The sequence below is a fragment of the Aurantimonas sp. A2-1-M11 genome (genome assembly GCF_036549475.1).
Taxonomy (GTDB): domain Bacteria; phylum Pseudomonadota; class Alphaproteobacteria; order Rhizobiales; family Rhizobiaceae; genus Aurantimonas.
Genome location: NZ_JAZHLI010000021.1, coordinates 26,190 through 40,881, shown reverse-complemented (window position 1 = coordinate 40,881; position 14,692 = coordinate 26,190). Strand labels below are relative to the sequence as shown.

Sequence of the window (14,692 nt, the reverse complement as noted above, 5' to 3'; positions counted from 1 at the left end):
GCCGGTTCAGGGATAGCTTTTTATTGTCTGACGCAAGCCGAGGCCTCGATGCGCTGATGCCGACCCGCCCGAACCGTCACGTGCCGAAAGGTGTGAAGCAGGGCAGGGAAGCCAAGCGCGAACGCGACATGTCGAACGACAGATGGCGCGGCTCGGCATCCTCACGTGGCTACGACCACCGTTGGCAGAAGGCACGGCGCGCGTATCTCGACGATCATCCGCTCTGCGCTCGCTGCGAGGCTGCCGGCCGAACAGTCGCCGCCACGGTCGTTCACCACCGGATAGCCCACAAGGGCGACACGGCTCGGTTCTGGGATCGAGCAAATTGGGAAGCGGTCTGCCAGCCCTGCCACGACGGGCCGATCCAGGCCGAGGAACGAGCTTCACACCCCCGGGGGGACCTGAAAACTCTAGGGCCTGCCCTTTCCTGACCGGCGGGGAAGCTTCTTTTCTATGCGGCCAAAACTGGAGCCCGAACATGGCCGGTGGCCGACCTCGCAAGCCTACGCATCTCAAAGTTGTGTCCGGCACGGCGCGTAAACATCGCCTGAACGCAGACGAACCGCAGGCCGCAACCGGCACTCCGCAGCCTCCAGACTGGCTCTCGGCCCGGGCGACGGAGATCTTCTTCGAAGCCTGCGCCTCGATGGAACGGATGGGAACGCTGAGCCTCGAGTGGGGGAACGTGATCGCCGACTACGCTTCGTGCATCGAGGAAGTCGAGATCACCACCGGCATCATCGAGGACATCGGGCGGACCTACACCACGACGACGCAGAGCGGCGACACGATGTTCCGGCCGCGGCCCGAAGTCGCGATGCGATCGGATGCGATGAAGCGGGCGCAGGCGCTGCGCGCGGAACTAGGCCTTGGCCCGGCCGCCAAATCCAGGGTGTCGGCGTCGAAGCGCAATGAAGAGAACCCATTCAAGGCCCTCGGCTAGGCCCAAATCCTACGTCGGCAAGGCGAACCGCTACGCCCGCGACGTCGTCGCCGGCCGGATCCTCGCCTGCAAGTGGGTGCGGCTCTCGTGCCAGCGGCATCTCGACGATTTGGCAAAGCAGAAGGGCAAGGATTACCCGTACCGCTTCGATGCTGCCAAGGCCGAGAAGGTCTGCCAGTTCCTGGAATTGCTGCCGCACTCGAAAGGCGAGTGGGCGCGCAAGGGCCTGAAGCTCCAGCTTGAGCCGTGGCAGTGTTTCAAGACCGCTGCGCTGTTCGGCTGGGTCCGCAAGCGCGACGGTCGGCGGCGGTTCCGCAAGGCGCTGATCCTCGAGCCGAGGAAGAACGCGAAGTCGACCTGGGCGGCCGGCGTCGGCCTCTACATGCTGACGGCCGACGGCGAGCATGGCGCCGAGGTCTATTCCGGCGCGACGACAGAGCGCCAGGCGTGGGAGGTTTTCGGGCCGGCGCGGCTGATGGCGCAGAAGACGCCGGCGCTGCAGTCGGCCTTCGGGCTCTCGGTGAACGCATCGAACCTGCACATCCTCGGCAATGGGTCGAAGTTCGAGCCGGTGATCGGCAAGCCAGGCGATGGTTCGTCGCCCACATGCGCGATCATCGACGAGTACCACGAGCACGACACCGACGTTCAGGTCGACACGATGGAAACCGGCATGGGCGCACGCGAGCAGCCCTTGCTGCTGATCATCACGACCGCTGGCGACAATCTGGCGGGCCCATGCTTTGCGGCGATGGAAGACGCGCAGAAGGTTCTGGAAGGGCTCGTCGAGAACGACGAGTTGTTCGCCCTGATCTACACCGTCGACCCGGACATGGACTGGACTAGCGACGCCGCGCTGGTGATGGCGAATCCGAACCTCGACGTCAGCGTGAAAGGTGAGTTCCTTCGCGCTCGGCAGAGGGACGCGATCAACAACCCGCGCAAGGTCGGCATCTTCAAGACCAAGCACCTGAATCTCTGGGTGCAGGCGCGCGACGCCTACTTCAATATCCAGCGCTGGACGGAAAGCGCAGACCCTTCGCTGAAGATCGAGGATTTCGCTGGCCAGCCGTGCCGCATAGGCGTCGACCTCGCCTCGACGATCGACATCGCCGCGGTGGAGATCACGTTTCAGCACGGTGACGGCTACGCCCGGTTCGGGCGCTACTACCTGCCGGAAGCGACGATCGAGCATGGCGAGAACGAGCACTATCGCGGATGGGAAAAGGCCGGATGGCTGACCCAGACCGATGGCGACATGATCGACTACGTGACGATCCGCGACGACCTGATCGGGCTGACGAAGCTGTACCAGGTCGAGGAGATCGCCTTCGATCCGCACCAGGCCATGATGATGATGTCGGAGCTTTCGCAAGAGGGCGTGCCGGTGGTCGAGGTGCGGCCGCTGGTGCTGAACTTCTCGCCCGCGATGAAGCAGATGGACGGCCTGATCCGGTCTCGGAAGATCGTCCACAACGGCGATCCGGTCTTCACCTGGATGTTGTCGAACGTCGTCGCCAAGCCGGACGCGAAGGACAACGTCTATCCGCGAAAAAACCGGCCAGAGAACAAGATCGACGGGCCGGTGGCGCACATGATGGCGCTCGCTCGATGGATGACGACTGACGAGGGAGCCGGCAAGATGAACGACTTCTTCGCGAGCCTGGTGGATGCGGCGTGAACGTGCTTCGCAAGATGGCGGACTATGTTCGCAGCCTCACTGTCAGGGAGCCGGATGCCTGGGTAGACGGCTCCATGCGCGGCGATGCCGGCGAGGTGGTGACGGACACCACGGTGCTGTCGCTGTCGGCGGTCTGGGCCTGCCGGAATCTCTTGGCCGGCACGATCGCGTCATTGCCGCTCATGGTCTACCGGACGAACGCGGCCGGCGCCCGAGACGTCGCGCGGGATCATCCGCTCTACCGGATCCTGCATGACAGCCCGAACTTCGAACAGACGGCGGTCGACTTCCTCGACTTCCTGAGTTCGTCGATCGAGCTCCGAGGGAATGCCTTTGCGCGGGTCCGCCGCGAGCGTGCGCGTGTTGTGTCGCTGGTGCCGATCGCGCCGGACAGGATGACGGTCCGCCGGTTGCCGAGCGGCGCCCTGGAATACCGCTGGACCGACGACAAGGGCCGGCAGTTCACGGAAGCCGAGACCGACATCCTGCATGTGCGCGGGCCCGGCGGTGACTCGCTCAGCGGCATGTCGACGCTCCAGTTCGGGCGCAACGCCTTCTCGCTCGCCACGGCGACCGACCGGGCGGCGGCCAGCATGTTCCGCAATGGGCTGCGCCCTTCGGTGGTGCTGAAGTTCAAGAACTGGCTGACGAAGGAACAGCGCGACCTCACCGAGACGCGGCTCACCGAGAAGTATCTCGGGGCGGTGAACTCGGGGCGCCCGTTCATCGCCGAGGGCGAGACGGACATCTCGACCATCTCGATGAGCGCAGAAGATGCGCAGATGCTGGAAAGCCGGTCCTTCTCGGTCGAAGAGATCTGCCGGTTCTTCGGCGTCCCGCCGTTCATGATCGGCCACACGGAGAAGTCGACGAGCTGGGGCACAGGGCTCGAGCAGCAGACGCTGGGCTTCCTCAAGTTCTCCCTGCGCCATCGCCTCAAGCGCATCGAGCAGGCGATGGAGAAGCAGCTTCTGACGCCCGCGGATCGTGCCGCCGGTCTCATGATCGAGTTCAACATCGAAGGGCTACTGAGAGCCGACAGCGTTGGCCGCGCCTCGTTCTACAAGTCGGCGCTCGGCGACGGCTGGATGACGATCAATGAAGTCCGGGCAAAAGAGAACCTGCCCCCGGTCCAAGGCGGCGACGTGCCGCGGATGCAGTCGCAGAACGTGCCGATCACGGAAGCCGGACAGGTGCCAGCCCTGCCGCAGCCTCAAGGGAATTGACGAGATGAAGACCAAGGATGCAGCCCTGCTGATGAAGCAGGCGGCGCCGGTGCTCGACATCAAGGCGCTGGACAAGAGCGGCGAGTTCGAGGGCTACGGCTCGACCTTTGGCGGCGAACCGGACAGCTACGGGGACGTGATCGCTGCCGGCGCCTATGCCGACAGTCTGGCCGCTCACAAGGCCAAGGGCACGATGCCGAAGATGTTCTGGCAGCACGATGCGTCGGAGCCGATCGGCAAGTGGCTGGAGGCCGAGGAAGACGACAGCGGCCTTCTGATGCGCGGCAAGCTGAACATGAACGTCCAGCGTGCCAAGGAAGCCTATGCGCTCCTGAAGGAAGGCGACATCGATGGCCTGTCGATCGGCTATCGCATCAGGGAATATTCCGTCGACACGGATACCGGGGTCTGGACGCTGGAAAAGCTCGACCTGCTTGAGGTGTCCGTCGTGTCGATCGGCGCGAACGAGAATGCCGTCGTCTCCAGCGTGAAAGCTGCGAAGGCGGCGCATGAACTCAACGAACGTCTGAAGGCCGGGGACCGGCTGACAGAACGCGAGTTCGAGACCTGGCTCAAGGGATTGGGCTTCTCGAACTCACAGGCGGAGCGTGCCGCGCGCGTCCACCTGAAGGGGCAGGGGGAACCTGCCGACGCGGAGAACGATGGGCTCGCATTCCTGCGCGCTCTGACGGCCTGACGGCCATTTCCCCCGCCTAGAAAGGGCAATGCAATGAGCAAGAGCATCTTTTCGATGCTGGCGGTGGCGCTTGTCGCCACCATCGGCGTCTTCATCACTGGCAGCGCGAACGCCGCCGCAGGCCCGATTGGTCCTGCAGAATTCATGAGCCTCGGCACTGTCGCCTCGGCGATCGGCGCCGGCGGTGTCGCTCGCTTCGCCAGTTTCACAGACACCCACCGCTTTCTGCCCCGCATTCTCTTCGATGCCGACAAGGGCGCTGGCAGCGGCGGCCAGAAGACGGCTACCGAGCTCGCTGCCGAGGTCAAGGCCGCGCACAGCGAGGCCGTCGACAAGGTGAAGGCTGTCGCCGAGGAAGCGCTTGGCAAGGCGAAGGCCGGCGAGGAGATGTCCGCTTCTCTGAAGCAAACCGCCGACGAGGCCCTGACCAAGATGAACGAACTGGCCGAACAGGTCGCCGGCATCGAGCAGAAGATGTCCCGCGGCGGTGGCGATCAGAACGAACGTCGGAAGACGATCGGCGAGCAGTTCGTCGAGAGCGAGGGCTACAAGGCCTTCGAGGCAACCGGCTTCTCCAAGGGCGCCCGCGCCGCCGATCTCAACGTCAAGGCGACGCTGACCACGGCGACCACCGATGCCGCCGGCTCTGTCGGCGACGCGGTGAACCAGACCCGTCTCCCAGGTATCATGCCGCTGCCGCAGCGCCGCATGACCGTCCGCGATCTGCTCACCCAGGGCCAGATGGACGGCAACACGCTGGAGTACGTCAAGGAGACGGGCTTCGTGAACGGCGCGGCCACGGTCGCGGAAGGTGCCGCGAAGCCGGAATCGGATCTGAAGTTCGATCTGGTCTCGACCTCGGCGAAAGTGATCGCGCACTGGATGAAGGCTTCGCGTCAGGCTCTGTCGGACGTGTCGCAGCTTCGTTCGATCATCGACCAGCGCCTGCTGTACGGCCTCGCCTATGTCGAGGAAGCGCAGCTCCTGAATGGCGACGGCACCGGCCAGAACCTGAACGGGATCATCCCGCAGGCGACGGCCTATGTTGCCCCGTTCGCGCCGACTGCACCGACGGCCATCGACACGATGCGCCTCGCGATGCTCCAGGCGGCGCTGGCTGAGTACCCGGCGACCGGCCACGTGATGCACCCGACCGATTGGGCGCGGATCGAACTGACCAAGGATGCCGACGGCAACTACATCATCGGTGTTCCGCAGGGCACGGCGCAGCCGACGCTCTGGAGCCTGCCGGTGGTCACGACGCAGGCGATCGCGGTCGACAAGTTCCTGACTGGCGCCTTCCAGCTTGGCGCCCAGGTCTTCGACCGTTGGGACGCCCGCGTGGAGACGGGCTACGTGAACGACGACTTCACGAAGAACCTCGTCACCATCCTCGCCGAAGAGCGTCTGGCCCTGGCTGTGTATCGGCCGGAAGCCTTCATCTACGGCGACCTGGGCTTCGTCGTCTAATCGTTCGGCTCATCACGGAGGGCGGCCTACGGGGCGCCCTCTTCATGAACCGAAGGAGTCACTGCCATGAAGTACGAAGTGATCCGACAGCACCTCGGCGACCGCATGTATATGCCAGGCGAGGAGCGCGAGATCTCCGAAGGGGATGCCGCCGCGCTGGTACGGAACGGCGTCCTGAAGGAGCCGAGCAAGAAGGCAGAGCCGAAGGCCGCGAACAAGGCCGAGCGGGCGCCGAAGAACAAGGCCGCCAAATGATCTCGCGCCCGCCGGTTCTCATCACGGCGCCGGCGGCGCTCCCTGTCGCGCTGGTCGAGGCCAAAAAGCATCTGCGCGTCGACCATGACGACGAGGACAATCTGATCACCGCGTACATCGAGGCGGCCACGGCGCATCTCGACGGCTACAGCGGTGTTCTCGGCCGGGCCCTGATCAATCAGGGATGGCGCCAGGACTTCGACGGCTTCTGCCGCATCCTTCGCCTCCCGCTGCCGAACGTGTCGGCCGCCGCGGTCACATACGACGATGCCAGTGGCGCCGAGCAGACCGTCGACAGCGGAACGTTCCGCATCCTCTCCGATCACCTGAGCGCCTACGTGGCGGCCTCGCTGGACACCGTGTGGCCGTCCGCTCGCGTCGATGCCGGGTCGGTGCGTGTGACCTTCACTGCCGGGTATGGCGAGGCCGCAGAGGACGTGCCGGCACCCATCCGCTCGGCAATCCTGCTGATGATCGGCGACCTCTACGAGAACCGGGCGACAGTTTCTGAGCGCGGCTCGGGCAGGATCGACATGAGCACGACGGTCGAGCGGCTGATCACGCCCTATCGACGGATGACGATCTGATGGACGCCGGCCGCATGGATCGGCGCATCACCATCGTGCGCGAGACCGAGACCGGGCGCGACGCGTTCAACGAGCCGATCTTCAGCACCACGGAAACGACGGTGTGGGCGTCCAAGGAAGACATCCGCGACGGCGAGCGCTGGACTGCGCAGGAGGTCGGCGCCGAAGTCACAACGAGGTTCCGCATTCGCTGGGCAACGACCTTCGCGGATCTCGATCCGCAGGTGAGCATCACCTTCGAAGGCAGGACCTACAACGTCGTGGCGGTGAAGGAGATCGGGCGCCGCGAGGGGCTGGAGATCACCGCTAACGCAAGGGCCGACTGATGGCGCAGACGGTCAAGGTGGAGGGTCTTCGCGAACTGGAGCGCGCTCTGGAGGAACTGCCGCGCTCGACGGGCAAGTCGGTCCTACGCCGTGTCCTCAAGAAGCGGGCACAGCCTATCGCAAATGCAATGCGGTCAAAGGCTCCGGTGGATATCGAGGACGGCGGCCAACTTCGCGACAGCGTCGGCGTGGGGACAAAACTCTCCAAGCGACAGCGCGGCCTTCACCGCAAGGCGTTCAAGAACGACAAGGCATCAGTCGAGATGTTCGTCGGTGCGGGGCCGCTGCCCCAGGCGCACCTGACGGAGTTCGGCGGCCCGAACAATGCCCCTGCCGGCTGGGCGCGCTCGTCATGGGATGCCGGCAAGGACGAACTGCTCGACGGTCTGAAGGCGGATCTCTGGGCCGAGATCGAGAAGGCCGCACAGCGCCACGCCCGCAAGATGGCACGGCTCGCCAGGAAGGGCTGATCAATGGAAGAAGCTCTGACCGGCTATCTCCTGGCCACCGCCGGGCTGACAGCGCTCGTCGACAATCGGGTCAATTGGAACGCGCGACCGCAGGCCTCGGCCACGCCGTCTGTCGTCCTAACCCGAGTTGGCGGGACGCCCGACTACACCATGGCCGGCGCCTCTGGGCTCGTGGCGAGCCGCATTCAGATCGACGCATGGGGCAAGACCTTCGCGTCCGCCATCGGCGTCTCTCGCGCGGTGAAGACCGCGCTGAGCGGCGTCGCGACAACTGTCAGCGGCGTGCGGCTGCAGGGTTCGTTCATCGAGAGCGAGCGGCAATCCTACGAACAGGGCTCCGGCGGGGAATGGTTCCACCGCGTGAGCCTCGACTTCATCATCTGGCACAATCAGGAGATCTAAGATGTCGGACGCACTTATCGGCTATCTTTCGAAGTATTCTATCCATGACGGGCTTGATCCCGGCGCGCTGACGGAAATCGGCGAGGTCACCGAGATCACGCCCGGCGAGGAATCGACCGATCGTGTCGACGTGACCCACATGCAGAGCCCCGATCGGCGCCGCGAGTTCATCTCCGGTCTGATTGATCCCGGCGAGGCGAGCTTCACCATCAATTGGGTTCCAGGCAGCGCGACCGACGTTTTCCTTCGCGAACTGCAGGCCAGCGGCGAGACTCGCCAGCATCAGATCGAGTTCCCGAACGGCGTCACCGTCTCGTTCGATGCGACCCTGCTGACCTACAGCAAGGCAATCCCGATCGACGATCGGATGACGGCAACGATCACGGTCGCCCCGTCTGGCGCTGAAACGTGGACGGCGGCTGCGTGATGGCGAACGATCTTCGCGGTGAAGTCGAGTTCGACGCGCTCGGCAAGAAGTGGACCATGCGGCTCGGCAACGGCGCCGTTCGGTCCATCGAAGCCAAAACCGGCCTTGCCTTCCCGGCCATCGGCAAGGCGCTTGGGGACGAAGAGACGGCGCGGATCGAACTGTTCACGACCGTCTTCATGGGCTCGCTCCAGGGCCGGCACCCCGACATCACGATGGAAGACTGCGACGACATCATCGATGACATCGGTCAGGAGCACGCCGGCGTCCTGATCGGTCAGGCATTCGAGAGAATGCAGCCGAAAGCCAAGGACCAGAAAGGCGGTGCCAACCGCCCTCGGAAGGCGACGACGGCTTAATCGACTGGTCGTCGCTTATCTCTGAATGGATTGGCGCCGGACAGTCTTACGGGCTGTTCTGGGATCTGACGCTCTTCGAGGTCTCCTTGGTCCTCGAAGGCGAAACAAAGCGCATGCGGCGCGAGCGCGAGAACCTTGCTTGGCAGGCGTGGACGACCGCGGCGCTCTACCGATCAAAGAAAATGCCGAAGCTCCGCGACATCATGCCCAAGGAAGACAGCGGCCCACGCCGCATGTCGCCCGAGGACATCGAGGCAGTGACGCGATCGTGGCTCGCAGGCGCAAGACGGAACAGGTGAGCGATGGCCGGTAGTGCAGTAATCGGCGCCCTCCGGGTCAACCTCGGCATCGACTCCGCCACCTTCAACAAGGGGCTCAAGCAGGCCGAGACCGGCATCCAGAAGTTCGGCCGAATGGCGAAGGTCGGTCTGCTGGCTGTCGGGGCTGCCGGTGCCACTGCCGCAACAGCGATGGCCTACTCGGTCAAGACCACGATCGACGCGGCCGACGATATGTCGAAAGCGGCATCCAAGATCGGCGTTCCGATTGAGGAACTGTCTCGCCTGAAATACGCGGCAGACCTCTCGGGGCTCTCGTTCGAGCAGCTTCAGACGAGCGTCGGTCGCCTGTCGCGCATGATGAATGACGCGAAGAACGGGACCAAGGAGGCAGTAGACTCCTTCGCGCAGCTCGGCATCTCCGCGACCAATGCGGACGGATCGCTGAAGTCCGCCAGCCAGGTGATGGGGGAGATCTCAGACAAGTTCGCGACCATGCCGGATGGCGCGGAGAAGACTGCGCTCGCCATGGAGCTTATGGGGCGTTCGGGAACGAACATGATCCCGATGCTCAACGGTGGCTCCGCGGCGCTCCAGGACCTGATGAACGAGGCCGACAATTTCGGCCAGGTCTTCACGGAGGGTATGGGCAAAAGCGCGGAGGTGTTCAACGACAACATCTCACGGCTGACTGGCGTCATGGGCAATCTGTCCGCCAAGATCGCAACGGACGTTCTCCCGTACCTCGTGCAGTTCACGAACTGGATGGTTGAGAACGCCCCTCAGATCCGGGCATTCGCGCAGTCCACAATCACCGCGTTTAGCAACATCGGAACCGGCATCATGTCGGTGAAGACGACGCTCAACGAGTTCGGTGCAGGCGTTCGAGCCGTATGGGCCGAGTTCGAGGCGTCGTGGAATAGCGTGATCGAAGTGCGCAATCGCTTCGTCGCCAGCATGGTGGCGATGAAGGATGAGTCGATCGCCGCAGTCCAGCAGATGGTTTCGGAGATCCGGCAGCTTGCCGGCGAGATCATCGGGGCATTCCAGGCGATACCCGAGCAGATGGCGCAGGTTGGCCGCGACATCATGGCGGGCCTGAAGAACGGCATCACGGAAGGGTTCGGCGCGGTCAAGGCGAGCGTCGGATCGATGGGTAAGTCCATCCGCTACATCTTCGGCGACCCGCTCGGCATCGACTCTCCGTCGAAGGTCATGCACGAAATGGGCGGCTACGTGATGGAGGGCCTGAACAACGGCCTGACCAGCATGGCGGGCACGACCGAAAGCATCGTCTCGGCCATCTCAAGCTCCGTTTCCGGCGCGTTCAAGGGCCTCATCGACGGCTCGAAGACGGTCAAGGAAGCGCTATCCGAAGTCCTCGCTAGCCTTGCCGACATGCTGATGAACAGCGCCTTCCAGTCGATCTTCGGCGGGGGCGGCGGGCTCGGTGGAGGCGGTGGCGGCCTTCTCGGAGGGCTCTTCAGCGGCCTTGGCAGTCTCCTGGGCTTTGCCAACGGCGGCAAGTTTCAGGTCGGCGGGGCGGGCGGTATCGACAGCCAGCTTGTCGCGTTCCGCGCCTCGCCGAACGAGACTGTCAGCATCACCAAGCCGGGGCAGGACGCGGGCGGCGGCGGTGGACAGTTTCAGGTGCAGGTCACGCCATCCCCCTACTTCGATGTCCAGGTTCAGAAGATTTCCGACAACGTGGCAAGCCGGCGCGTCCAGCAGGGGCAGGCGCAGGCCGCGAAGCAGTTCCCGCAGCTACAGCAAGACAGACAGCGGAGGACCGGCTAAATGGCGACCGCTTGGCCCGCAGGCATCTATCCGCGGAACATCTCCTTCGCCATTCAAAACGTCAGCCGGTCAGGCGGCGTCTCGACGAACGGCCAGGAGCAGATCGTGGGGTCCGGCGCGGGACGGTGGATGGCGCAACTCGCCGGCATTCCGATCAAGGATGACGACGCGATCCTTACGTGGCGGGCCTTCCACATCGGGCTCAGGGGCAGAGCGGGCACCGTGCTCGTCCCCGCGTTCGACTGGTTTCGCGCCAACTGGCCGAAGGACGCTTACGGGCGCACGCTCGATCCGACCTTCACGCGACGCCGCCAGCTTGACGGGACGCAGTTCGAAGATCCGGAGATCCCGACCCAGAGCCAGGTCAACGCGACTTTCGCGGCGCCGGCTGCGCGCCGCGCCACGACGGTGCAGATCACCGTCAGTCAGGGCACCCCGATCAAGGCTGGACAGTACTTCTCGCCATCAGCGGGTCGCCTCCACCTCGTCACTTCCTTGATCAATGCCACCACGTTCACGATCGAGCCGCCTTTGCGCGATGCCGTCACGCTCGGCCAGTCTGTCGATTTCACCCGGCCGACTTGTGAGATGCGCCTGATGTCCGACGACGATGGCCGCCTCGGTCTTGAAGTGGCGCGCTGGGGCTTCGTTGATCTCAGCTTCGTTGAGAGCGTCTGATGGCGGATTTTACCGCGCTGCAAGAGGCAGCGATTGCCGGCCAGGAAGTGCACCTCGTCAACCTCGTCGAGTTCGCATTCGCCGAGAACACGCGGCGCGTCTGGAACGGCATCGGCGTCCTCGATCTCGACGGCTACGAATGGATCGGGACCGGCGAGCTTGGATCAATCTCGTCCATCAAATTTGGCGAGAACGACACGGCCGAGCAGGTGACGTTCGCACTATCGGGCGTCGATCCTGAGTTCGTGACGCTGGCCCGCGCTGGCGATAGTGTTCGCGGACGAGACGTGACGATCTTCGCACTGTTCCTCGACAGGGAAACGCTGCAACCGCTTGGCAGCAAGTGGGTCGTCCGTCAGCTTATCATGGACACGATAGGGTATGGCGCCAAAGGCCCGTCCGAACGGTCCATTAGCCTAAGCGCGGAATCCATCTGGACGACGCGAAATCTTGCGGCGTTCGCCTATTGGTCCGACCGTGATCAGCAGGCGCGCTTTCCTGGTGACTTGGGTTGTCAGTTTATTCCGACGCTTAAGAACAAGCGCCTGGCGTGGCCCACTTTTTGATGGACGACCTAACGCAGTTCCTGCGGCGGGCGGCGGAGACGCCCTTCGATTGGGCTGCAACGGATTGCCTCTCATGGCTAGGCGAGTGGGTGGCGGTGCGCCACGGCGTCAATCCGCACGTCCGATATCGCGACCGCTACGCCACCCGCACTGGCGCCTACCGCCTGATAGCCGAACACGGCTCACGTCAGGCCCTCATAGACGCCGCTGTAGCGCCGTTGGGGCTTCTGCGCACCGACGCACCGCAGCGGGGCGACATCGCTCTGGTGGGCGCCCCCGAGGGCGAACTAGGCGCGATCGTGACGGGCGCCTTCACCGCCTGCCTTGAGCAGCGCGGCCTTCGCTTTCGGCGTGCGCCGATCCTCGCAGCCTGGAGAGTTTGAATGCTGCGACTTGTTCGCGCCGCGCTGGTCGCGTCGACCATGCTGGCATCGCTTTGCTACACCACCATTCCGGCGAACGCCGATCCGATCTTCATGCCCATCGCGCTTGCGGCGTTCCAGGCCGGCGCCAGCGTCACGGTTGCCAATGCCATTATCGGCGTCGGCGTCCTTGGCTCGATTGCCTCGACAGTCGGGACCATCGCGCTCGGCCTTGGTGTCTCCTACGTCGCATCGCTGTTCAACCGCCCACAGCAGCCGAAGCCGAGTGACGGGCAGGTAGAGGCCCGGCAGGCGGTCCCGCCCCGCGTCTGGCACTATGGGCGGATGAAGGTGGCCGGCTCGCTGGCGTTCTACGAAAGCCGCGACGGTACTCTTTACAAGGCGATCCTGATTTCCTCGCGTCAGATCGACGCCATCGAACAAATTTACCTGCAGGATTCTGCCGTAACGGTTGACGGGGCGGGCTGGGTGCAAACTGCCCCATACGAAAACGGCTCAAACCCGCTTGTTCGGATTGCCACGCACCTCGGCACCGATGACCAGACGGTTGATGCCTATCTTAATGGCGCTTTTTCGGAGTGGACAACGAACCACCGCCTGCGAGGGACTGCTTATGCAGTGGTCTACTGCAAGACCGGCCCTGACGACGAGTTTCAGGCGCATTACCCATCAGGCGAACCACAGCTTTCGGCGCTGGTGCGTGGCGCTCGCATCTACGACCCTCGCAAGGATTCTACTGTTTCCGGCGGAAGCGGGGCGCACCGCCATAGCAACAAGGCGACATGGGAGTGGAGCGACAACGCGGCGCTCGTCATCCTCGATTACCTGACGCATGAGGACGGATACGACAGGTCTATTGCCAAGATGGATCTGCCGTCATTCATCGCCATGGCGAACCTCTGTGACGAGGCTGTACCGTTGGCCGCAGGCGGTAGTGAGCGGCGCTATCGCGTCGCCACTTCGGTTGCGCTGACGGAAGCGCGCAAAGACGTTCTGTCCAGATTGCTGGAAGCCTGCGACGCTCGGCTGTTCCCAACGCAGGATGGTCGCGTTTCGATCAAGGGCGGAAAGTGGGAAGAGCCCACCGTCACGATCGACGCGGACGAAGGCCACATCATCGAGACCAATTTCGCCCCGCCGGATGCAATGTCCCGGTTCAACGAGTTGTCGATCCAGTATCTCGATCCCGCGCTTGGCTATGTAGAGAACGAAGGCGAGCCGTGGCAGGACTCTGCCGATATCGCCGCGACCGGCCAGCTTGTCACCGTCCCTGCCGACATGGTGCAGGTGCCGTCGCATAGCCAGGCGCGACGCCTCACCAAGATCCGCATGGCTCGCGAGAACAGCGATTGGGTCGGTGAGATCGCGGCGAACCTTGCCGGGCTCAACGTCATCGGCGAGCGCGTCATCACGCTGAACTGGCCGGAACTGGACATCAACGGCCCGTATTGGGTCGAGGGCGGCCCGGAGATCGCGCAGGATTGGAGCGGCGTTCGCCTGTCCCTGCGGTCCGCCAATGCGGCGTCCTACGATTGGACTACAGCAGAGGAGGGCACGTCAACATCAGTCCCGCCAGACACTTCGCCAGTTCTAAACCTTACGCCTCCGACGATCACGCTTTCGCAGATTGCGGGGCCGGCCATTCGGGCGGACTGGACGCCAAGCCAGGCGCTAAACCGCAATTACGAAGTGCAGTTCCGAGCCGACGCCGCTTCAACCTACACGGCCATGACGGTTGCTGAAACGCGCGACAGCGCGGAGAGTGCCGTGGTCGAAGGCGGGCTGCATCAGGTACGCATTCGCATGAACGCGGGCTTTACAGCGGTCGGCCCGTGGTCTGGCGATTATCCCATCACGATTGAGTTCGCCCCGACGAATTCGGCGCTTCCGGTCATCTCTGGGACGACGGCAGAAGGCCAGACGCTGACCAGCACGACAGGCACGTGGTCGGGCTATCCGACGCCGACTTATGCCTACCAGTGGAAGCGTGACGGCGTAGCCATCTCTGGAGCGACGGCCAGCACATACACGCTTGTTGCCGCCGATGTCGGCACCACGATTACCGTCACCGTCACAGCCACCAATTCCGAAGGTTCAGACACTGCCACGTCGGCAGGTGTCGGGCCTGTAACCTGATTGGAGAAAGC

The 14,692-nt window shown here is 63.9% G+C and carries 18 protein-coding genes; all 18 read left to right on the top strand.

Annotation, left to right across the window (positions count from 1 at the left end):
- Positions 1-478 precede the first annotated feature (478 nt).
- Positions 479-943 carry a P27 family phage terminase small subunit gene (locus VQ042_RS11610; protein ID WP_331819345.1) on the top strand — a complete coding sequence of 155 codons (465 nt, stop codon included), beginning with the start codon at positions 479-481 and terminating at the stop codon, positions 941-943.
- Positions 912-2,624 carry a terminase large subunit gene (locus VQ042_RS11605; RefSeq protein WP_331819343.1) on the top strand — a complete coding sequence of 571 codons (1,713 nt, stop codon included), beginning with the start codon at positions 912-914 and terminating at the stop codon, positions 2,622-2,624. Before VQ042_RS11610 ends, VQ042_RS11605 begins: the two co-directional genes overlap by 32 nt.
- Positions 2,621-3,850, top strand: a complete 1,230-nt coding sequence (locus VQ042_RS11600) for a phage portal protein (protein ID WP_331819341.1) — start codon at positions 2,621-2,623, stop codon at positions 3,848-3,850. The genes VQ042_RS11605 and VQ042_RS11600 overlap by 4 nt, the downstream gene beginning before the upstream one ends.
- A 4-nt stretch (positions 3,851-3,854) precedes the next feature.
- Positions 3,855-4,547 (top strand): HK97 family phage prohead protease, encoded by a 693-nt coding sequence (locus VQ042_RS11595; RefSeq protein WP_331819339.1) that lies wholly within the window; start codon positions 3,855-3,857, stop codon positions 4,545-4,547.
- 33 nt (positions 4,548-4,580) lie between these two features.
- The gene (locus VQ042_RS11590; protein WP_331819337.1) at positions 4,581-6,017 is read left to right on the top strand and encodes a phage major capsid protein; all 1,437 of its coding nucleotides are present in this window, start codon (positions 4,581-4,583) and stop codon (positions 6,015-6,017) included.
- A 66-nt stretch (positions 6,018-6,083) separates the two neighbouring features.
- Complete coding sequence (locus VQ042_RS11585) at positions 6,084-6,272, top strand: hypothetical protein (protein WP_331819335.1); 189 nt, start codon at positions 6,084-6,086, stop codon at positions 6,270-6,272.
- Complete coding sequence (locus VQ042_RS11580; RefSeq protein WP_331819333.1) at positions 6,269-6,859, top strand: head-tail connector protein; 591 nt, start codon at positions 6,269-6,271, stop codon at positions 6,857-6,859. Before VQ042_RS11585 ends, VQ042_RS11580 begins: the two co-directional genes overlap by 4 nt.
- Positions 6,859-7,185 (top strand): phage head closure protein, encoded by a 327-nt coding sequence (locus tag VQ042_RS11575; RefSeq protein WP_331819331.1) that lies wholly within the window; start codon positions 6,859-6,861, stop codon positions 7,183-7,185. The genes VQ042_RS11580 and VQ042_RS11575 overlap by 1 nt, the downstream gene beginning before the upstream one ends.
- Entirely contained in the window at positions 7,185-7,655 is a 471-nt protein-coding gene (locus tag VQ042_RS11570; protein WP_331819329.1) for an HK97 gp10 family phage protein, read from the top strand. The genes VQ042_RS11575 and VQ042_RS11570 overlap by 1 nt, the downstream gene beginning before the upstream one ends.
- 3 nt (positions 7,656-7,658) lie before the next feature.
- A complete protein-coding gene (locus VQ042_RS11565) occupies positions 7,659-8,057 on the top strand; it encodes a DUF3168 domain-containing protein (protein ID WP_331819327.1) in 399 nt (132 codons plus the stop codon).
- 1 nt (position 8,058) lies between these two features.
- Positions 8,059-8,484, top strand: a complete 426-nt coding sequence (locus VQ042_RS11560; RefSeq protein WP_331819325.1) for a phage tail tube protein — start codon at positions 8,059-8,061, stop codon at positions 8,482-8,484.
- Positions 8,484-8,843, top strand: coding sequence for a hypothetical protein (locus VQ042_RS11555; protein ID WP_331819323.1), 360 nt, complete (start codon positions 8,484-8,486; stop codon positions 8,841-8,843). Before VQ042_RS11560 ends, VQ042_RS11555 begins: the two co-directional genes overlap by 1 nt.
- Before the next feature lie 86 nt (positions 8,844-8,929).
- Positions 8,930-9,142, top strand: a complete 213-nt coding sequence (locus VQ042_RS11550) for a hypothetical protein (RefSeq protein ID WP_331819321.1) — start codon at positions 8,930-8,932, stop codon at positions 9,140-9,142.
- Positions 9,143-9,145: 3 nt separating this feature from the next.
- Complete coding sequence (locus VQ042_RS11545) at positions 9,146-10,918, top strand: phage tail tape measure protein (protein ID WP_331819319.1); 1,773 nt, start codon at positions 9,146-9,148, stop codon at positions 10,916-10,918.
- A complete protein-coding gene (locus VQ042_RS11540; protein ID WP_331819316.1) occupies positions 10,919-11,596 on the top strand; it encodes a hypothetical protein in 678 nt (225 codons plus the stop codon).
- Entirely contained in the window at positions 11,596-12,162 is a 567-nt protein-coding gene (locus VQ042_RS11535; RefSeq protein WP_331819314.1) for a hypothetical protein, read from the top strand. The genes VQ042_RS11540 and VQ042_RS11535 overlap by 1 nt, the downstream gene beginning before the upstream one ends.
- Complete coding sequence (locus VQ042_RS11530) at positions 12,147-12,545, top strand: DUF6950 family protein (RefSeq protein WP_331819312.1); 399 nt, start codon at positions 12,147-12,149, stop codon at positions 12,543-12,545. Before VQ042_RS11535 ends, VQ042_RS11530 begins: the two co-directional genes overlap by 16 nt.
- Entirely contained in the window at positions 12,546-14,681 is a 2,136-nt protein-coding gene (locus VQ042_RS11525; protein WP_331819310.1) for a hypothetical protein, read from the top strand.
- Positions 14,682-14,692: the final 11 nt, after the last annotated feature.